The sequence below is a fragment of the Bradyrhizobium sp. ma5 genome (assembly GCF_042258955.1).
Lineage (GTDB): Bacteria > Pseudomonadota > Alphaproteobacteria > Rhizobiales > Xanthobacteraceae > Bradyrhizobium.
The window spans coordinates 5,666,954-5,685,450 of the sequence record NZ_CP170156.1 but is presented as its reverse complement, the minus strand read 5'-3'; the positions used below and the strand labels follow the sequence as shown (position 1 = coordinate 5,685,450).

The 18,497-nt window shown below is 65.6% G+C and carries 21 protein-coding genes; 11 read left to right on the top strand and 10 right to left on the bottom strand.

Features of this window, described 5'->3' with window-relative positions:
- Positions 1-53 precede the first annotated feature (53 nt).
- The 5 genes from ACE103_RS26630 to ACE103_RS26610 all read right to left on the bottom strand — a co-directional run bounded on the left by ACE103_RS26630 (position 54) and on the right by ACE103_RS26610 (position 5,020).
- A complete protein-coding gene (locus ACE103_RS26630) occupies positions 54-803 on the bottom strand; it encodes an ABC transporter ATP-binding protein (RefSeq protein ID WP_375775495.1) in 750 nt (249 codons plus the stop codon).
- The gene (locus ACE103_RS26625) at positions 800-1,633 is read right to left on the bottom strand and encodes an ABC transporter ATP-binding protein (protein WP_375775494.1); all 834 of its coding nucleotides are present in this window, start codon (positions 1,631-1,633) and stop codon (positions 800-802) included. The genes ACE103_RS26630 and ACE103_RS26625 overlap by 4 nt, the downstream gene beginning before the upstream one ends.
- Positions 1,630-2,955 carry a high-affinity branched-chain amino acid ABC transporter permease LivM gene (gene livM / locus ACE103_RS26620; protein WP_275945293.1) on the bottom strand — a complete coding sequence of 442 codons (1,326 nt, stop codon included), beginning with the start codon at positions 2,953-2,955 and terminating at the stop codon, positions 1,630-1,632. Before livM ends, ACE103_RS26625 begins: the two co-directional genes overlap by 4 nt.
- Before the next feature lie 10 nt (positions 2,956-2,965).
- Positions 2,966-3,883, bottom strand: coding sequence for a branched-chain amino acid ABC transporter permease LivH (locus tag ACE103_RS26615; protein WP_223976205.1), 918 nt, complete (start codon positions 3,881-3,883; stop codon positions 2,966-2,968).
- Positions 3,884-4,261: 378 nt separating this feature from the next.
- A complete protein-coding gene (locus ACE103_RS26610) occupies positions 4,262-5,020 on the bottom strand; it encodes a hypothetical protein (RefSeq protein ID WP_223976207.1) in 759 nt (252 codons plus the stop codon).
- Between the two features lie 183 nt (positions 5,021-5,203).
- Here ACE103_RS26610 and ACE103_RS26605 point away from each other — a divergent pair, with 183 nt between their 5' ends.
- The gene (locus tag ACE103_RS26605; protein ID WP_375775493.1) at positions 5,204-5,746 is read left to right on the top strand and encodes a hypothetical protein; all 543 of its coding nucleotides are present in this window, start codon (positions 5,204-5,206) and stop codon (positions 5,744-5,746) included.
- Here the strand turns inward: ACE103_RS26605 and ACE103_RS26600 are convergent.
- From ACE103_RS26600 to ACE103_RS26590, 3 genes are all read right to left on the bottom strand, one after another.
- Positions 5,726-6,118, bottom strand: a complete 393-nt coding sequence (locus ACE103_RS26600) for a carboxymuconolactone decarboxylase family protein (RefSeq protein WP_173637433.1) — start codon at positions 6,116-6,118, stop codon at positions 5,726-5,728. The genes ACE103_RS26605 and ACE103_RS26600 overlap by 21 nt on opposite strands.
- A gap of 126 nt (positions 6,119-6,244) precedes the next feature.
- The gene (gene pcaD / locus ACE103_RS26595) at positions 6,245-7,027 is read right to left on the bottom strand and encodes a 3-oxoadipate enol-lactonase (protein ID WP_375775492.1); all 783 of its coding nucleotides are present in this window, start codon (positions 7,025-7,027) and stop codon (positions 6,245-6,247) included.
- Between the two features lie 24 nt (positions 7,028-7,051).
- Positions 7,052-8,407, bottom strand: coding sequence for a 3-carboxy-cis,cis-muconate cycloisomerase (locus tag ACE103_RS26590; RefSeq protein WP_375775491.1), 1,356 nt, complete (start codon positions 8,405-8,407; stop codon positions 7,052-7,054).
- Between the two features lie 211 nt (positions 8,408-8,618).
- Here ACE103_RS26590 and ACE103_RS26585 point away from each other — a divergent pair, with 211 nt between their 5' ends.
- The 9 genes from ACE103_RS26585 to ACE103_RS26545 all read left to right on the top strand — a co-directional run bounded on the left by ACE103_RS26585 (position 8,619) and on the right by ACE103_RS26545 (position 16,197).
- On the top strand, positions 8,619-9,065 hold the full coding sequence (locus ACE103_RS26585) for a carbon monoxide dehydrogenase subunit G (protein WP_106327163.1): 447 nt from the start codon (positions 8,619-8,621) through the stop codon (positions 9,063-9,065).
- 168 nt (positions 9,066-9,233) lie between these two features.
- The gene (locus ACE103_RS26580) at positions 9,234-9,719 is read left to right on the top strand and encodes a (2Fe-2S)-binding protein (RefSeq protein ID WP_021077804.1); all 486 of its coding nucleotides are present in this window, start codon (positions 9,234-9,236) and stop codon (positions 9,717-9,719) included.
- A gap of 37 nt (positions 9,720-9,756) precedes the next feature.
- On the top strand, positions 9,757-10,563 hold the full coding sequence (locus ACE103_RS26575) for an FAD binding domain-containing protein (RefSeq protein ID WP_375775490.1): 807 nt from the start codon (positions 9,757-9,759) through the stop codon (positions 10,561-10,563).
- 97 nt (positions 10,564-10,660) lie between these two features.
- Complete coding sequence (locus ACE103_RS26570; protein WP_223976218.1) at positions 10,661-11,566, top strand: MoxR family ATPase; 906 nt, start codon at positions 10,661-10,663, stop codon at positions 11,564-11,566.
- Between the two features lie 141 nt (positions 11,567-11,707).
- A complete protein-coding gene (locus ACE103_RS26565; RefSeq protein WP_375775489.1) occupies positions 11,708-12,910 on the top strand; it encodes a VWA domain-containing protein in 1,203 nt (400 codons plus the stop codon).
- Between the two features lie 29 nt (positions 12,911-12,939).
- A complete protein-coding gene (locus ACE103_RS26560; RefSeq protein ID WP_021077800.1) occupies positions 12,940-13,263 on the top strand; it encodes an XdhC family protein in 324 nt (107 codons plus the stop codon).
- A 2-nt stretch (positions 13,264-13,265) separates the two neighbouring features.
- Complete coding sequence (locus ACE103_RS26555; RefSeq protein ID WP_375775488.1) at positions 13,266-13,967, top strand: XdhC family protein; 702 nt, start codon at positions 13,266-13,268, stop codon at positions 13,965-13,967.
- Entirely contained in the window at positions 13,964-15,568 is a 1,605-nt protein-coding gene (locus tag ACE103_RS26550; RefSeq protein ID WP_375775487.1) for an NTP transferase domain-containing protein, read from the top strand. The genes ACE103_RS26555 and ACE103_RS26550 overlap by 4 nt, the downstream gene beginning before the upstream one ends.
- A 278-nt stretch (positions 15,569-15,846) precedes the next feature.
- Entirely contained in the window at positions 15,847-16,197 is a 351-nt protein-coding gene (locus ACE103_RS26545; protein ID WP_375781184.1) for a DUF4189 domain-containing protein, read from the top strand.
- Between the two features lie 30 nt (positions 16,198-16,227).
- Here ACE103_RS26545 and ACE103_RS26540 read toward each other — a convergent pair whose 3' ends face one another.
- Entirely contained in the window at positions 16,228-17,445 is a 1,218-nt protein-coding gene (locus ACE103_RS26540; RefSeq protein WP_375775486.1) for an NAD(P)/FAD-dependent oxidoreductase, read from the bottom strand.
- Between the two features lie 313 nt (positions 17,446-17,758).
- Between ACE103_RS26540 and ACE103_RS26535 the strand changes: the two genes are divergently transcribed.
- Entirely contained in the window at positions 17,759-18,169 is a 411-nt protein-coding gene (locus ACE103_RS26535) for a DUF2000 family protein (protein ID WP_375775485.1), read from the top strand.
- Positions 18,170-18,305: 136 nt separating this feature from the next.
- On the opposite strand, the gene ACE103_RS26530 is transcribed toward ACE103_RS26535, so the two are convergent.
- Positions 18,306-18,488, bottom strand: a complete 183-nt coding sequence (locus ACE103_RS26530) for a hypothetical protein (RefSeq protein ID WP_375775484.1) — start codon at positions 18,486-18,488, stop codon at positions 18,306-18,308.
- Positions 18,489-18,497 lie beyond the last annotated feature (9 nt).

The window sequence follows — 18,497 nt, the reverse complement described above, 5'->3', positions numbered from 1 at the left end:
TTCGACGCTGCATCAGCCGCATCCTGCTGCAAGGGCGGCACTCGAGGGGCGAGCTAGCCGCGGCGGCCGCCTTCCAGATAGGCCGCGCGGATTTCCGGGCGCTGCAGCAATTCGGCGCCGGTTCCGGCCAGCGTGATCAGGCCGTTGACCATGACGTAGCCGCGATGGGCGAGCTTCAGCGCATGGTTGGCGTTCTGCTCGACGATCAGCACGGTGAGGCCGTCCTGCCGGTTCAGCGTGCGGATGGCGTCGAAGATCTGTCGTGCGATCAGCGGCGCAAGGCCGAGCGAAGGCTCGTCCAGCATCAGCAGGCGCGGCCGGCTCATCAGGGCACGGCCGATCGCGAGCATCTGCTGCTCGCCGCCCGACAGCGTGCCGCCGCGTTGTGCGATGCGCTCCTTCAGCCGCGGAAACAGCGCGAACACGCGCTCCAGCCCGGCTTCGCGCTCGGCCTCGCTGCATTCGGTGGCATCGGCGCCCATCTGCAGGTTTTCCGCGACGCTCATGCGCGGAAAGATCCGCCGGCCCTCGGGCGATTGCGCGATGCGCAGCCGCGCGATCTCGTGAGTCGGCACGCCGGTGATGTCGTCGCCGTCGAACTCGATGCGGCCGGCGCGGGCGCGCGGCCGGCCGAAGATCGTCATCATCAGCGTCGACTTGCCGGCGCCGTTGGCGCCGATCAGGGCGACGATCTCGCCTCGATTGATCTCGATGTCGACGCCCTTCAGCGCCTCGATCTTGCCATACGCCGCACGCACGCCGCGCACCGCGAGCAGGGGTGTGGTTGCCGCTGCCGCGCTCACGTGCCGCTCTCCATCACGGCGATCGCCTCTTCCTCGTCGGCGCCGAGATAGGCGGCGATCACCTTCGGGTCGTCGCGCACGGCTTGCGGCGTGCCTTCGGCGATCTTGACGCCGTAGTCCATGACCACGACGTGATCGGAAATCTCCATCACGACAGACATGTCATGCTCGATCAGCAGGATCGAGGTACCTTGTTCGTTGCGGATCGACAGCAAGAGCTCGTTGAGCCCGCCGCTCTCGCGTGCGTTCAGTCCGGCCGCCGGCTCGTCGAGACAGAGCAGCGCAGGTTCGGTGCACATCGCGCGCGCGATCTCGAGCCTGCGCTGGTCGCCATAGGGCAAATTGCCGGCGGCGTCGTCGGCGCGGTCGAGCAGGCTGACGCGGTTGAGCCAGGTCCGCGCCAACTCGATGGCGCGAGCTTCGGCCTCGCGCCAGGACGGCAGGCCGAGCAGGCCGAGCAAGGTCAGGCCCGAGGCGCGCATCAGCGCGTTGTGCTGGGCGACCATCAGGTTTTCCAGCGCGGTCATGCCGGGAAACAGCCGGATGTTCTGGAAGGTGCGCGCCACCTTGGCCTGCTTGGAGATGCGGAAGTCGTTCAGCCGCTCGAGCTGGATGGTGCGGCCGTCATCATGGGCGAGGCGGATCGCGCCGCCGCTCGGCCGGTAGAAGCCGGTGATGCAGTTGAAGACGGTGGTCTTGCCGGCGCCGTTCGGCCCGATCAGTGCGGTGATCTTGCGCCGCTCGGCCGCAAAGGAGAGTTCGTTGACCGCGACGATGCCGCCGAAGCGCATCATCAGGCGGTCGACGGTGAGGATGTGGTCCCCGCTCATCCGTGGCCCTCCTTGACGAGGTCGGAGGAGATCGCCTGGTTGCGCTCCAGGAACACGGTCGGCGCACGATGGCCGATCAGCCCGCGCGGCCGCCAGATCATCAACAGCACCATCGCGATGCCGAACACCAGCATGCGGTACTGATCGAAACCACGGAACAGCTCGAAGCCGCCGATCATGGCGAGCGCGGCAAGCGCGACGCCGAGCTGCGAGCCCATGCCGCCGAGCACGACGATCGCCAGCACCAGCGCCGATTCCTGGAAGGTGAACGACTCCGGGCTGATGAAGCCCTGCCGCGTGGCGAAGAATGCGCCGGCGAAGCCGCCGAACATCGCACCGGTCGCGAACGCCGTCAGCTTGGTGGTCGTGGTGTTGATGCCGAGCGCGCGGCAGGCGACCTCGTCCTCGCGCAACGCCTCCCAGGCGCGGCCGATCGGCAGCCGCCGCAGCCGGATCGTCACCCAGTTGGTGAGCAGCGCCATCGCCAGAATTAGATAGAACAGGAAGACGAGGCGGTGGGTCGGCGAGAACTCGATGCCGAGCCTGGCGGCGAGCCCGTCATCGCCCGGCGTCAGCGGAATGCCGAACATCGTCGGGCGGGGAATCCCCGAGACGCCGTTGGGACCGCCGGTCAGGCTCTGCCAGTTGATGATGACGAGGCGGATGATCTCGCCGAAGGCGAGCGTCACGATCGCCAGATAGTCGCCGCGCAGCCGCAGCACCGGGAAGCCGAGCAGCACGCCCCAGAACGCCGCCAGGATGCCGGCGAGCGGCAGGCAGACCCAGAACGACAATCCGAAATTGGTCGCGAGCAGCGCGTAGGAGTAGGCGCCGACCGCATAGAACGCGACATAGCCGAGGTCGAGCAGGCCGGCGAGGCCGACCACGACGTTCAAGCCCCATCCCAGCATCACATAGGTCAGGACCAGGATCGACAGGTCGAGAATGTAGCGCTGGTTGTAGAAGATGACCGGCACGAGGAACGCGAACACCAGGAGCGCAGGCGCCAGCCATCGCCCGGCGAACGAGATCGCCGATTGCACCGGCTTCGGCACGATGCTGTCCTTGTCGACCGGTCCCCACCATTGCCGCAGCAGCTCGACGATGATGCTGCCGCCGAACACCGCGCCGACGAGAGCGGCGAGGTCGCCGAACCGGGTCCAGTAGATCAGGCCGCCTTGCGGTCCGGCCTCGGTGCGCACGCCGATCATCAGCGAGAACAGCACCAGCGCGACCAATGCGCTGATCAGGGCTTTCTTGAGAATGAAGGCGCTGCCCGAGGGCTGCGCGGCGGGCGATGGGCGGGCTGAGTTCGCGCTCACGAAGTGCCTGTCAGACTTTTTCGACTTCGGGACGGCCAAGCAGGCCGGTCGGCATGAAGATCAGCACCACGATCAGGATCGAGAACGCGGCGACGTCCTTGTACTCCACCGAGAAATAGGCCGACCAGAACGTTTCGATCAGGCCGATCGCAAGCCCGCCGAGCATCGCGCCCGGCAGCGAGCCGATGCCGCCGAGCACGGCGGCGGTGAACGCCTTGATGCCGGCGACGAAGCCCATGAAGAAATCGACCAGGCCGTAGTACAGTAGGTACATCATGCCGGCGACGGCGGCGAGCGCGGCACCGATCACGAAGGTCATCGAGATGGTGCGGTCGACGTCGACGCCGAGCAGTGCGGCCATGGTCTGGTCCTGCTCGCACGCGCGCATGTCACGCCCGAGCCGGGTGCGCGACACCAGCCAGGTGAACAGCGCCAGCACCACGATGGTGGCGAGCACGACCATGATCTGGATGTTGGACAGCTGCACGGCGAAGCCTTGCGCGCCCTCATGCAGCGTATAGCCGCCGGTGATGATCGGCGGCACCGGCTTGACGCGCGCGCCCTGTGACACCTGCGAGAAGTTGGTCAGCACGAACGACATGCCGATCGCCGACAGCATCGGCGCGAGGCGGAACGAATGCCGCAACGGCCGGTAGGCGATGCGCTCGATGGTCCAGCCATAGAGCGCGGTGATCGCCATCGAGACCAGCAGCACGATCAGAAGGATCAGGGGGATCGCGGTGAGGCCGAGCGACACCAGCACCAAAAACGAGATCAGCGCGATGAAGCCGCCGATCATGAAGATGTCGCCATGGGCGAAGTTGATCATGCCGACGATGCCGTAGACCATCGTGTAGCCGATGGCGATCAGGCCGTAGATCGAACCGAGCACGAGGCCGTTGATCAGTTGCTGGGCGAAATAATCCATGCGCTGCCGTAACTCGAGGGGTGACGCGCCGAGGGCCCCGGCAGCCTGATCCGTCGCGTCGTGGTATTTTCTAACAGTGGAACCCCGGCGGCGGCAACAGCGTGGCAGCAGCAGATAAGGGCTTGTACATAACTACTTCGGCGGGTGCGGTTCCGATGTCACAGGGGCGACACCTCGTTGCCTTGCAATGATCACGCCGGAACCCGTGTTGGCCGAGCCACGGCGGCGTCAGAAGCCCCGGGGAGCAGCAGGATGCGGGCCGGCAAGGCCAGAAGCCCAATCCGGAGCGCTGGTGCCGAGCAATTGAGCAGCTGCAACAAAGAGGGTCTCGCCGAACGGCGAAGCCCTTTTGTCAGCTCATTTGTTTCTGCTCACTGTTCAGGCCAACTGATCGGCGAAGCGGCCGCGGAAGGCGTATGAACCGAAATGCGTGAGCTCGCTTCGAAGGTCGAGCCAGATTTCGCCGCCGAGATCGAGCCAGCGCCGGCAGAAGGCGTAATCTTCTGACAGATACTCGCCGGTCTTCTTGTCGATCATGCATTCGAACAGCGAGACGCGGTCGAGGTCGGCGCGAACCAGGTCGCCGGTGTTCAAGTCGTTGCTCTTGTGGTTCGCCCGATATTTGAGTTCGGGATGGGCGTCGCACAGCCGGACAAGGGCGGATCGCTTCATCATCAGGAAGCCGGTTCCGGCATATCGGACCTTGGCGAAGCCGTCGCCGCGCGCCGTGATCTGATCGCCCTCCCATGTGACGACATAGTCCAGCGAGGATGACGCGAGGTTCTGCCGCTTGGCCTCAGCAGCGCGCTGCACCTTTGCCCAATCGATGTGCTTGAGCGGGTAGGCCGCGGCCGAAACCTCGGCGTCGCAATCCAGCAGCCGGAAGACGGACTCGGGTTCGAACCCGATATCGGCATCGATGAACAGGAGATGGCTGGCGCCGGATGCAAGGAATTGGTGAGCCAACTCGTTCCGGGCGCGCACGATCAGCGATTCGTTTCCGATCAGATGGAACTGGATGTCGATGCCCCGGGCAGTGGCTGCGGCCTGAAGCTTCAGGGCGGACAGCACATAGGCCATCTTCAGGTCGCCGCCGAAGCACGGCGTTGCGACGAAAACGCGGGTTCTTTCGGTCATTTTACCCCCTTATTCCTGCCCGGCGCAGCTGCTGGCCGAGCCCGATCGGCATCGATCCGGAACCATCGCACCGCGCTTAACCTTAACAAAGGGTTTAAATTGCTGCCGGCAATCGATCGGCGTTACCTCGCAGGCTGAACCGTCGCCGCTCCAAAGGGCGCCGGAGAGAAGCGGGAAGCGGCAATGTCGAGCAACTGGCGGATCAGCTCCTTCAACGGCGCGCTGCTTGCGGCCTATTTCATTCCGGTCTGGACCATCATCGCCTTCAGCATCATGGTATCGCCGATCCACGGCCTCTACGAGCGGCCGAGCGTATCGATCGCGTTCTACGCCAACGACTATCTGCACCTCGGCAAGATGGCGACGGTGCGACTAGCATGGCTGCTGGCGCTGGCGCGGATCACGGTCGTGGCGTTCTTTGCGGTCTTCCTCGCGATGACCGCGTTCTCGCCGCTGCGCAAGAACAGCCGCGGCGGCGACGAGGCGCTGGCGGTGGCGCTGTGCCTCGGCAGCGTGCTGAGCTTTGCCAGCATGATGATGGCGTCCAAGGTTGGCGAGATCGAAGCACTGCGCATGCATGCGGCCGAGCTTCTGATGCTGCTCGGCACCGCGATCGTGATGCTGTTCGAGACCTCGCCGAAGCGATCCGCCGAGTCGTCCGCTGCTACGCCACCTGCCGCCGAGGCGGGCGCACCGGCCGGCGAGCTATCCCTTCAGCAGCCCTAGTTCCGCGATGATCGCGCCGGCTTCCTTGACGGCGTGATTGGCCGCGGGCACGCCGCAATAGATCGCCTGCTGCAGCAGGATCTCCTTGATGTCTTCGGGCGTGAAGCCGCCTTCGCTGAGCGCTGCGCGCACGTGCAGGCGGAATTCGTCCCACTGGCCGAGCGCGACCATGGTGCCGATCACCAGCACGCGGCGCGTGCGGTGGTCGAAATGCGGCCGGGTCCAGATGTCGCCCCACGCATAGCGCGTGATCAGGTCCTGGAAGTCGGTGTTGAACGCGTTGCGGTTCTTGATCGACTTGTCGACCCATTCATTGCCGAGCACCTTGCGGCGCTGCGTCATGCCGTCGTCGCGGCGTTGATTGTCGTCCATTGATGTCTCTCCGGGGTACGTCATTCCGGGGCGGTCCGCAGGACCGAACCCGGAATCTCGAAGTTGTGGATGCGGATCGAGATTCCGGGTTCGATGCTTCGCATCGCCCCGGAATGACGATGGTCGTTACCGTTGCGTCAGGAAGCCGACCACGGCTTCGGTGAAGGCGTGTGACTGCTCGACATTGGAGATGTGCGCGGCATCGAGCAGCGTCATGCTGGCGCCGGGAATGCCGCTGCGGATCATCTCACCCGCCGACACGGGCGTTGCCATGTCCTGCTTTCCCGCGATCACCAGCGTCGGGCTCTTGATCCTGGGCAGCAGCGCGCGCTGGTCGAGCGTCGACAGCGCTTCGCAGCAGGCGAGATAGCCCTCGACAGGCGAGGCCCGCAGCATCGCCTTCATGCGCGCCGCGGTCTCGGGTTCGCGCTCGCGGAAGTCGGCAGTCAGCCAGCCCGCGATCACGGCATCGGCGACGGCGGCGATGCCGCCTTCCTTCACCGCCTTGATGCGGTTCAGCCAGTTGGTCGGATCGGGATAGTAGCAGGCAGTGTTGGCGAGGATGATCTTGCCGAATCTGTCGGGCGCGTTGGCCCCTAACCATTGCCCGACCATGCCGCCCATCGACAGGCCGCACCAATGCACCTTCTCAATGTTGAGGTCGTCGAGGATCGCGAGCACGTCGCGGCCGAACCGTTCCATCGAGTAGGGGCCCGCCGGCACGCCGGATTTGCCGTGGCCGCGCCGATCGTAGCGGATGACGCGGAACATCTGCGCCAGCGCCCGCATCTGCGGCTCCCACATCTGCAGGGTGCAGCCGAGCGAATTCGACAGCATCAAGGTCGGTCCGCCGTCGCGGCCGTCCACCTGGACGTTGAGCAGGCATCCGTCGGCGTTGATCATCGGCATCGTCTTGTCCCTCTCGTCATCCCGCTACTTGTCATCCAGTGAAGCCAGCAAACGGTCGATCAGCGCTTGCGAGGCGCCCTGATAGGCCATCGGCTCGAACAGCTCCGCGATTTTCTTGGCGTCGAGATGCGCGGTGACCTTTGCATCCGCCGACAGCACGTCGCGCAAATGCTTCTTCTCGGCGACCGCCTTCTTGCTCGCGGCCTCGATCAGATGATGAGCGTCGCTCTTGCCGACCTTTTCGGCGAGCGCAAAGGTGACGGCTTCCGCCATGATCAGCCCCTGCGTCGCATCGAGATTGACGCGCATTCGCACCGCGTCGACCTCGAGCCCTTCGGCGAGATCGACGATGCCAGCGAGCGCGCCCGAGGTCACCAGCATCAGGCCCGGCAATGTCGGCCATTCCGCATGCCATGGGCCGGCGCTGCGCTCATGGTCCTGCACCTGCGCGGCGAAGATCGTGGCCGCGAGGTTGGGCGCCATGGTCGCAGCCCCCAGCGCGCTCGCGGCGGCGACGGGATTGCGCTTGTGCGGCATGGTCGAGGAGCCGCCGCGGCCGGCGCCCGCGGGCTCGAAGGCTTCGCCGACATCGGTCTGCATCATCAGCGAGACGTCGCGGGCGATCTTGCCGCAGCTGCCGGCGAGGATCGCAAACACCGACGCGGCCTCCGCGATGCGGTCGCGGTGGGTGTGCCAGGGCGCATCCGGCAGCGGCAGGTCCAGTTCTTTCGCAAGCGCTTCGGCGACCGCGAGGCCCTTGTCGCCGAGCGCGGCGAGCGTGCCGGCGGCGCCGCCGAATTGCACGGCCAGCGTCTCGCGGCGTAGGCGCAGCAAGCGCTTGCGGGAGCGATGCAGGGCTGCGGCATATTCGGCGAGCTTGAGGCCGAACGGCATCGGCAGCGCGTGCTGCAGCCAGGTCCGCGCCACCACCGCGGTGTCACGATGGGTACGCGCAAGCCCGGCAAAGCCCGCAACGGCGCGGTCGAGGTCTGTGAGCAGCGCATCGATGCCGGCGCGCAACGACAGCATGGTCGCGGTGTCGATCACGTCCTGGCTGGTCGCACCCCAATGCACGTAGCGCGCCGCCTCGGCATCCTTTTTGGCTACGTTGGCGGTCAGGGCCTTCACCAGCGGGATCGCCAGATTGCCCGATCGCGTCGCGGCATCGGCCAGCGCGGCGCGGTCGAATGATTCGGCCTTGCAGGCCGCGGCAATCGGTCCCGCGCTGGTTGCGGGAATCACCCCGCAGGCCACTTCGGCACGGGCCAGTGCGGCCTCGAAATCCAGCATGTTTTGCAGGGTGGCGGCGTCGTCGCACACCGCGCGCATCGCGGCGCTCGACAGCATCGGCGCAAGCAGGGGGGACAGGGCTGTGCTCATGGCGCGCGACCTAACCACTGTCGCGCGCTCCTGCCAATGCCCCGCCGCTGCCGCCAATTTCGGCAGCGGCGATCGCGCGATTTCGTGAACGGCGGACGCGTCTTGCTGCGGTTGCGAATATGCATCGCTCATCCTCCGAAGGTGGCCTTTCCTTTACGCCCGGGCTGCTTTACTTGGGGGCAAAGGTTTCTTGCGATCGAGGAGGTCCCCCATGGCCATGACAATGACCGGCGAAGTCCAGCTTGCAGCGCCGCGCCAGGCTGTGTGGGACAAGCTCAACGATCCCGACGTGCTGAAGGCCTGCATTCCCGGTTGCGAAGAGCTCGAGAAGACCGATGAGGGCGGCTTCCGCGCCACCGCCAAGATGAAGGTCGGCCCGGTCTCCGCCCGCTTCAAGGGCAAGGTCACCTTGAGCGATCTCGATCCGCCGAACGGCTACAAGATCTCGGGTGAAGGCGAGGGCGGAGTTGCCGGCTTCGCCAAGGGCGGCGCCACCGTCGGCCTCGCCGACAAGGATGGCGGCACGCTGTTGAGCTACAACGTGGAGGCGCAGATCGGCGGCAAGCTCGCCCAGCTCGGCCAGCGCCTGATCAACGGCGCTGCCAAGAAGCTGGCTGACGAATTTTTTGCAAATTTCGCCAAAGCGGTGCAGGGTTAACCCCGCAGGCGGGCCGGCTTATTCAGGCCCAGCCATGCCTTGCCGTTATGTCCTGGATGGGTGGCTCGAAAGGTTGCCCATCGCGGGGCGCGCCCATATTATGCCGTCTGGAATGATTTTAAACCGCCTGCTTCGCCGATATGCGGTGGGGCAGATAAGAGAGTGCTGATGGCCAAGATTTCAATGATCGTGAACGGCAACCCCGTTAACGCGAATGTCGACCCCCGTACCCTTCTGGTCCAGTTTCTGCGCGAAAATCTGCGGCTGACAGGTACCCATGTCGGCTGCGACACCTCGCAGTGCGGCGCCTGCGTCGTGCATCTGGACGGCAAGGCGGTGAAGTCGTGCACGACGCTTGCGGTGATGGCCGACGGTCATGAGGTCAAGACCATCGAGGGGCTGGCGGCCGATGGCGCGCCGCTGCATCCGATGCAGGAGGCCTTCCGCGAGCATCACGGCCTGCAGTGCGGCTTCTGCACGCCCGGCATGATCATGACCGCCGTCGACCTGGTCCATCGCAAGGGCCACGACCTCTCCGACGAGGTGATCCGCGAGGAGCTGGAAGGCAATCTGTGCCGCTGCACCGGCTACCAGAACATCGTCGCTTCGATCGCCGCCGGCGCCAAGGCGATGGCCAAGTCGGACCTCGCTTAATCAGCAATTCGTCGCGACACGCGATCAGGACATTCCAATGTACGAATTCAAATATCATCGTCCCGGCACCGTGCGGCAGGCCGCCAATCTGCTGGTGAAGAACGAGGACGCCAAGCTGATCGCCGGCGGTCACACGCTGGTGCCGGTCATGAAGCAGCGGCTCGCGAGCCCGCCGCATCTGGTCGACCTCTCACACATTGAAGGTCTCGACACGATCGAGATGAAGGGCCGCTCGCTGGTGATCGGCGCCACCGCCAAGCACGCCGAGGTCGCGAACTCCGCGATCGTGGGCGAGGCGATCCCGGCGCTGGCCGAGCTTGCCGGCATGATCGGCGATCCCGCCGTGCGCCACCGCGGCACTATCGGCGGCTCGCTCGCCAACAACGACCCGACCGCGGACTATCCGGCCGCGGTGCTGGCGCTTGGCGCGACCATCGTCACCAACAAGCGCCGCCTGAAGGCCGAGGAGTATTTCCAGGGCCTGTTCACGACCGCGCTGGAGGCCGACGAGATCATCACCAAGGTGATGTTCCCGCTGCCGAAGAAGGCGGCCTATGTGAAGTTCCGCAACCAGGCCTCGCGCTACGCGTTGGTTGGTGTGTTCGTGGCCAAGCGTCCGTCCGACGTGCGCGTCGCAGTCACCGGTGCGGGCTCGGACGGCGTGTTCCGCGTCACCGCGTTCGAGGAGGCCCTGAAGAAGCGCTTCTCGCACAAGGTGCTCGACGGCATCGCGGTTGCCGCCGACGGCCTGAACAGCGACCTGCACGGCAGTGCGGAATACCGCGCGCATCTGATCGGCGTTCTGACGCGCAGGGCGGTGGAAGCCGCCAACGCCAAGGACTAGCTAAGGACTAGATCCAAGGGACTAGATCCGAACTCGATCCCAAGGACTAGATCTGACGCGTGATGTTGCTAACCCCTGTTCGAAGACTGGCTGTTCCATGAGTGCATCGGCGTTACCCACTTCCGTCGATGCGCTCGAGCAGCTGTTGACGTCGCGCGGCTATCTTGCCGAACGGTCGCTCGCGACCGTGACCTATCTCGCGCTGCGCATGGGGCGGCCGCTGTTCCTCGAAGGCGAGGCCGGCGTCGGCAAGACCGAGATCGCAAAGGTCCTGTCGGCGGCGCTCGGGCGCAAGCTGATCCGCCTGCAATGCTATGAAGGCCTCGACGTCGCCTCCGCCGTCTATGAGTGGAGCAGCGCGGCGCAGATGATCGCAATTCGGTTGGCGGAAGCCTCCGGCGACACCGATCGCGACCAGCTCGCGAGCGACATTTTCGCCGAGCGCTTCCTGATCAAGCGGCCGCTGCTGCAGGCGCTGGAGCCTGACGTCGCCGGGCCGCCGGTGCTGCTGATCGACGAACTCGACCGCGCCGACGAGGCGTTCGAGGCGTATCTCTTGGAAATCCTCAGCGACTTCCAGGTCACGATCCCCGAACTCGGCACCGTGAAGGCGCCGGCGCCGCCGATCGTCATCATCACCTCGAACCGCACGCGCGAGATCCATGACGCGCTGAAGCGCCGCTGCCTCTATCACTGGGTGGATTATCCCACCGCCGACCGCGAGCTCGCGATCGTCAAGTCGCGGGTGCCGAACATTTCCGCAAAACTGTCGCAGCAGGTGGTCCGCTTCGTGCAGGCGCTGCGCAACCAGGATTTCTACAAGTCGCCTGGAGTCGCCGAGACCATCGACTGGGCCACCGCGCTGTCCGAGCTCGACGCGCGCTCGTTGACGCCGCAGGTGGTCGGCGACACGCTGGGCGCGCTCTTGAAGTACCAGGACGACATCGCGCGGATGCAGGGCGACGCGTTGCAGAAGACATTGAAGGAAGCGACGAGCGACTAGCTGGGTCGCGCGCGTTACAACATCGTTCGTCATTCCGGGGCGCGCCACTTGGCGCGAGCCCGGAATCCATAACCACCATCGTGAGTATGGATTCCGGGCTCTCGCTTCGCGATCCCCGGAATGACGGGAGTGGATAGTTCGATGCCCATCAACCACCTCGCGCCTCCGACCGGCCACATGGCCGACAACGTGATCGGCTTTGCCCGCGCGCTGCGGGCGGCCGGGCTTCCCGTGGGGCCGGGCTCGGTGATCGATGCGCTCGACGCGCTGCAGCTGATCGAGGTCGGCCATCGCCTGGACTTCTACGCCACGCTGGAGGCGATCTTCGTCAAGCGCCATGAGCATGCGCTGATCTTCCGCCAGGCCTTCGAGCTGTTCTTCCGCGCCGCCGAGGAGTGGAAGAGCATGCTGGATTCGGTCCCGCTGCCCGACCACGCCAAGAAGAAGCCGCCGCCGGCCTCGCGCCGCGTCCAGGAGGCGATGGCGCAGCCGGCGAAGAGCGAGGAGCGGCCGCAGGCCCAGGAGCAGGAGCTGAAGCTTTCGGTCTCCGACAAGGAGGTGCTGCAGAAGAAGGATTTTGCGCAGATGACCGCGGCGGAGATCGCCGAGGTGACGCGCGAGATCGCGAGGATGCGGCTGCCGCAGGCCGAGCTGGTCACCCGCCGCTACCAGCCGGACGCGCGCGGCTTGCGGCTCGACATGCGGCGCACCGTGCGCAACTCGCTGCGCACCGGCGGCGAGATCATCGATATCCGCAAGCTCGGCCGCATCGAGAAGCCGGCGCCGATCGTGGCGCTGCTCGATATCTCCGGTTCGATGAGCGAATACACCCGCCTGTTCCTGCACTTCCTCCACGCCATCACCGACTACCGCAAGCGGGTCTCGGTGTTCCTGTTCGGCACCCGCCTGACCAATGTGACGCGCGCGTTACGGGCGCGTGACCCTGACGAGGCGCTGGCGAGCTGCACGTCGTCGGTGGAAGACTGGGCCGGCGGGACACGGATCGCGACCTCGCTGCACACCTTCAACCAGCTCTGGGCCCGCCGGGTGCTGGGGCAGGGTGCCATCGTCCTCCTTATATCCGATGGACTAGAACGCGAGGCCGATGCCAAACTGGCCTTCGAGATGGACCGTTTGCACCGCTCCTGCCGCCGCCTGATCTGGCTCAACCCGCTGCTGCGCTATTCGGGCTTCGAGGCCAAGGCGCAGGGCATCAAAATGATGCTGCCCCACGTTGACGAATTTCGTCCGGTGCATAACTTGACGTCCATCAAGGGCTTGATCGGGGCGCTGTCATCCCCGCCGCCGGCGCACCACCGCAGCCTGATCCGCTCTGTAGCCTAAGAAGCCTGACCCGATAGCAGGAGGCCACCATGCTGAACCGCGACGAAGACATCCTTCAGGCCGCCGAGACCTGGCAGAAGCAGGGCCATGGCGTGGCGCTCGCCACCGTGGTCGAGACCTGGGGCTCGGCGCCGCGCCCGGCCGGCTCGAGCCTCGTCATCAATGACGACGGCACGTTCTTGGGCTCGGTCTCCGGCGGCTGCGTCGAGGGCGCTGTCGTCACCGAGGCGCTCGACGTGATCGCGAGCGGCCAGCCAAAAATGCTGGAATTCGGCGTCGCCGACGAGACGGCCTGGAATGTCGGCCTGTCCTGCGGCGGCACCATCCGCGTGTTCGTCGAGAAGGTCGGTTAGCCGTGAAACTCGAGATCCTCAAAGAGCTCAACGCCGAGCGCGCCGCGCGCCGTCCGGTCATCATCGTCACCGACACCGCCAATGGCGAGCAGCGCCTGGTCAAGGCTGCGGACATCGCCGCCGATCCGCTGCGTGCCGAACTCGCCAAGCAGCTGCGGATGGGCAAGAGCGGCAATGTCGAGATATCAGGCAAGAAGCTGTTCCTCAACGTCTACGCGCCGACCGCAAAGCTCGTGATCATCGGCGCGGTCCATATCAGTCAGGCCCTGGCGCCGCTGGCGCGCTCGCTCGATTATGACGTCACGGTGGTCGATCCGCGCACCGCGTTTGCAAGCCCGGAGCGTTTCCCCGACGTGCCGCTGGTCGCCGAATGGCCCGATGTCGCGCTGCCGCCGCTCAACGTCGATCATTACACCGCGTTCGTCGCGGTAACGCATGATCCGAAGATCGACGATCCGGCGCTGCTGCACGCCTTCGACCGCGACTGCTTCTACATCGGCGCGCTCGGCTCGCGGAAGACGCACGCCAAGCGCGCCGAGCGGCTGCGCGCGCAGGGCGCCAAGGACAGCGACATCGCGCGCATCCACGCGCCGATCGGCCTCGATATCGGCGCGGTGTCGCCGTCGGAGATCGCGGTTGCGATCATGGCCGAGATCACCGCGCAGCTGCGTTTGCCTCCCAAGGAAAAAGAAGAAGCGGCATGAAGTTCGGTCCCGCCAGTCCGGCCGACGCGATTGGCGGCGTCACCGTGCATACGCTCCGCCAGGGCACGTTGGTGCTCAAGAAGGGCACCACGATCGGCCCTGACGAGGTCGAGGCGCTGACCAAGGCCGGCGTCAAGGACGTCGTCGTGGTGCGGCTGGAAGAGGGTGACGTCTCCGAGGACACAGCTGCCGCCAGCATCGCGCAGGCAGTAGCGGGCGAGGGCGTCAATGTCGAGCGCGCCTTCACCGGCCGCGCCAATCTGTTCGCGGCGCGCCCCGGCGTGCTGGTGGTCGACCGCGCCGCGGTCGATCGCATCAACGGCGTCGACGAGGCCATCACCTTTGCGACGCTTGCGGCGTTCAAGCCGGTGGTCGAAGGCGAGATGATCGCGACCGTCAAGCTGATCCCCTTCGGCGTCGAGGGCCGCTTGCGCGATGCGGCCGTCGCCGTCGCCGGCAAGGACACGCTGCGGATCGCGCCCTACACGATCAAGAAGGTCGGCGTGGTCTCGACCTTGCTGCCGGGCCTCGCGCCGAAGGTGATCGACAAGACGCTGCGCGTCACCGCCGAGCGGCTGGCGCCGGCCGGCGCCACCATCATCGCCGAGCGCCGGGTGCCGCATGACGAGACCGTGCTCGCGGCCTCGATCAAGGAATTGCTCGGCTTAGGCGCCGAGCTCGTCATCGTGTTCGGCGCATCCGCGATCGCGGACCGCCGCGATGTCATTCCGGCCGCGATCACCGAGATCGGCGGCACCATCGAGCATTTCGGCATGCCGGTCGATCCCGGCAATCTGCTTTTGATCGGCAGCGCCGGCGGTGTGCCGGTGCTGGGCGCACCGGGCTGCGCGCGCTCGCCGGTCGAGAACGGTTTTGACTGGGTGCTGATGCGGCTGCTCGCCGACATCAAGGTGACGCGGTCGGATCTCACCGGCATGGGCGTCGGCGGTCTTCTCATGGAGATCGTGACGCGGCCGCAGCCGCGCACCGTCCCCGACACCGAAGGCAACCGCAACGTCGCGGCGATCGTGCTCGCGGCCGGCCGTTCGACCCGGATGGGCGGTCCGAACAAGCTGCTCGCCGAGCTCGACGGCAAGAAGCTCGCGCGCATCGTGGCCGAGCAGGCGCTCGCCTCGAAGGCCTCGGAGGTGATCGTCGTCACCGGGCATCAGGCCACGCTGGTCGAGCAGGCGCTTGATGGACTCAAGGTCAGGTTCGTCCGCAATCCGGATTTCGCCGGCGGCCTCGCCAGCTCGGTGAAAGCCGGCATCTCGGCAGTCTCCGACGGCGTCGATGGCGCGGTGGTCTGCCTCGGCGACATGCCGCTGATCGATGCGAAGCTGATCGATCGCCTGATCGAAACCTTCGCGCCCGACCGCGGCCATCTGATCGCGGTCCCGGTCAGCGAGGGTCGGCGCGGCAATCCGGTGCTGTGGTCGCGGCGTTTCTTCAGGGAATTGATGACGCTCGACGGCGACATCGGCGCGCGTCATCTGATCGCCAAGCATGCCGAGGTGGTCGCCGAGGTCCCGGTCGAAGGCAACAGCGCCTTCCTCGACATCGACACGCCGCAGGCGCTGGAAGCCGCGCGGCGCGGCTAGCTCCATCCGCCGTCGTCCCGGCGAAGGCCGGGACCCATTACCACCAAAGGTGATTGTTGTGCGCCGTTGGGGCCACAGCTTCTTTCAATAACGCGACCCTGTGGTTATGGGTCCCGGCTTTCGCCGGGACGACGTGCAGATAGAACTCGCTTCAACCCGTCATTCACCATCTGGAAACGACCCCTGCGTACAGTCCGCGCCGGACTTTGGGGGATTTCCGCTTGATCATTTCGACCGCCGCCGCGCAGCGCCGCGCGCTGACGATTCTCGTCCTGACTTTGCTGCTCGGTGCCACGCGTTTCTCCGTGGAAACCTTCGTCCCCAAGGCTCACGCCGCCGGTGCGTTCGCGGTCGGCAAATGCGGGGCGTATGGCCAGGCCTACGACTATCCGGCGGAGGGGGCGGCGCGCGCCGCGGCGCTGAAGCAGTGCAAGGGCGATTGCACCACCGTCACCATGAAACGCGCCTGTGCCGCGCTTGCGATCGACATGAAGAATCCCTGCGGCGCCCATGGCTACGCGGTGGCGCCGAAGATCTCGAGCTCGCTCAATGCCGCGACCAAGAAATGCTACGACTATGGCGGCAAGGAATGCGTGATCCGCGCCTGGGCCTGTGACGCCAAGGGGTAGCGGGGACGCGATGATGACCCCGAGCCGCGCTCAGACGGCGCCGTAGAAGTGACGGTATTGCCAAGCGGCGTCGCGCTGTAACTGGTCTTCCGACCACGACTGGTCTTGGAATCGCGTGACCGCCATCGGCGATAGATCGACTGGCGGCTTGCCGTCGACGATCCAGGCCGCAAGCGCCTCGCCGACGACCGGCGAGATCGACAGACCGGCGACGTTGCAGCCGCTGGCAAAATAGAAGCCGGTCACGCCGGTGGCCGGGCCAAGAATATGATGGCCGTCGGCGGTCATGGTCGGAATGCCGCCGCGAAATTCCCGCACCTTGGCGGTTTGCAGGAACGGGAGCTGATCCTCCACCGCGTCGGCGGCTGCATGAAGCACGCCGATGTCGAGCGGCATGTCCTTGACGTCGAAGCTGGTCCCAAGCTTCTCCATATCGAAGAAGCGCGGCGTTTCCTCGTAGACACCCCAAAGGAATCCGCCCTGGCACGGTCGCGCATACACCGCGGCATCCATGATGCGGATCATCGGCAAGTCGGCACGCACACCATCCAGAGGCTCGGTGACGATCAATTGCTGCCGGGTCGGCACCAGCGGCACGCGAATTCCGCTTGCCTCCGCGACTTGCCGCGTCCACGCACCGGCCGCATCGACAACGACGGGGCTTTCAATGACGCCGCTCGCCGTGGTCACGCCAATCACGGTACCGCCGATGATGTTCACGGCGCGCACATCGGTCTTCGGCAGTAAGGTTGCGCCGTTGGCCGCGGCGGCCCTGGCGAAGCCCACCGCAACCTGCGCCGGGTCGAAGTACCGGTCGTCGCCGATCCGCATCGCTGCCACGACACCCGTTGGCCGCAGGAACGGATTGAGACGGCTGGCCTGCTCGGGAGTGATCAACTCGACATCGAGGCCAGTGCGGCGCCCGCGGTCAACGTCGTCCTCGATCACCTCGGCATCCTGTGGCCGGCGCGCGATCTTCAGGCTGCCCGAATGCACCCAGTCGAGCGGCTGGCCGGTTTCGTCCGTGAACGCCTCGATCTTGCGGCACGCGTCCTTGACGAGGCCGATCATCAGGTCGCTCTTGCGCACGCAGCTCACCATGCCAGCGGCGCGGGGCGAGGTCTGCGATCCGATCTCGTGCTTGTCGACAAGGGCGACGCTGAGACCTCCACGCTTGCTCAAGCAGTAGGCTGTGGCCGCGCCCAATCCACCCGAACCAATAACAACAACATCGGCGCTGCTGATCATGATGCAATGCCCTGAAATATGCTGTGGTAGTCGAACCCGCAAAGCCTACTACACTGCTTGCGGCCTGACCATTGCTCTCCATCCCAGCTGACCTCTGGGCCAGCGACGGGGAGGGCGCCACACTTGGCGGTCGACGTGCGGACCGATCTTCCTTGCCGCGGCAAGGTCGGCCCCGGCGGACGCGATCTCGCTCAGCTGGCGTTTGGTGATGCCGCGTGGCTTGCAAGAAACGAACGTCAGCGTTTGACCGGCAGATGAGGAATGCTCCGTCAGGACTGGTGTTTGCTGCCCGCCTGCGGATAGATTTATCCCCATGCAGTTCGATACCAAGATCGCGGTCGTGATCCGCACCGATTTGGAAGTCTGGCAGAAGCTCAACGTGGCGTCGTTCCTCGCCGGTGGCATCGCCGCTTCCTTTCCCGAATGTATCGGCGAGAATTACCAGGACGGCTCGGGGACGAAATATCTGTCCCTGATCGGCCAGCCGATCCTGATCTACGGCGCCGATCGCGCGCAGTTGTCACGCGCGCTGGAGCGTGCGCTGGCGCGCGAGGTGCGGCCTGCGCTCTACACCGAGGACATGTTCAAGACCACGCATGATGCCGCCAACCGCGAGGTGGTGAAGGCGGTGGCACGCAGCGACCTCAACCTGGTCGGCCTCGCGTTTCGCGCCGAGCGCAAGGTGGTCGACAAGATCCTCGACGGGCTGAAGTTTCATACGTAGTCGATGGGTATGCGTAGGATGGGTCGAGCGCAGCGAAACCCATCAATATTGTCCGCGTGGTGAGATGATGGGTTTCGCTGCGCTCTACCCATCCTACGAACCGGCAATTTAGTCGTTCGGCTTTTCATGGGTGCGATCAGCGCCCGGCTTTCCCTGCGCCTGCTGATCGCCGATGGACGAAATACCCGGCAAACTCGGTCGTTTGGGCCGCGAAATCGGGGCCGTATGCGCGCATCCGGGATCGAACCCACAACAGGAACAGTTTGTGCCGCCGCGCGTTTTCCTTGATCGGATTGACAATGACTGACTGGTCAGTCATATTGTGCCC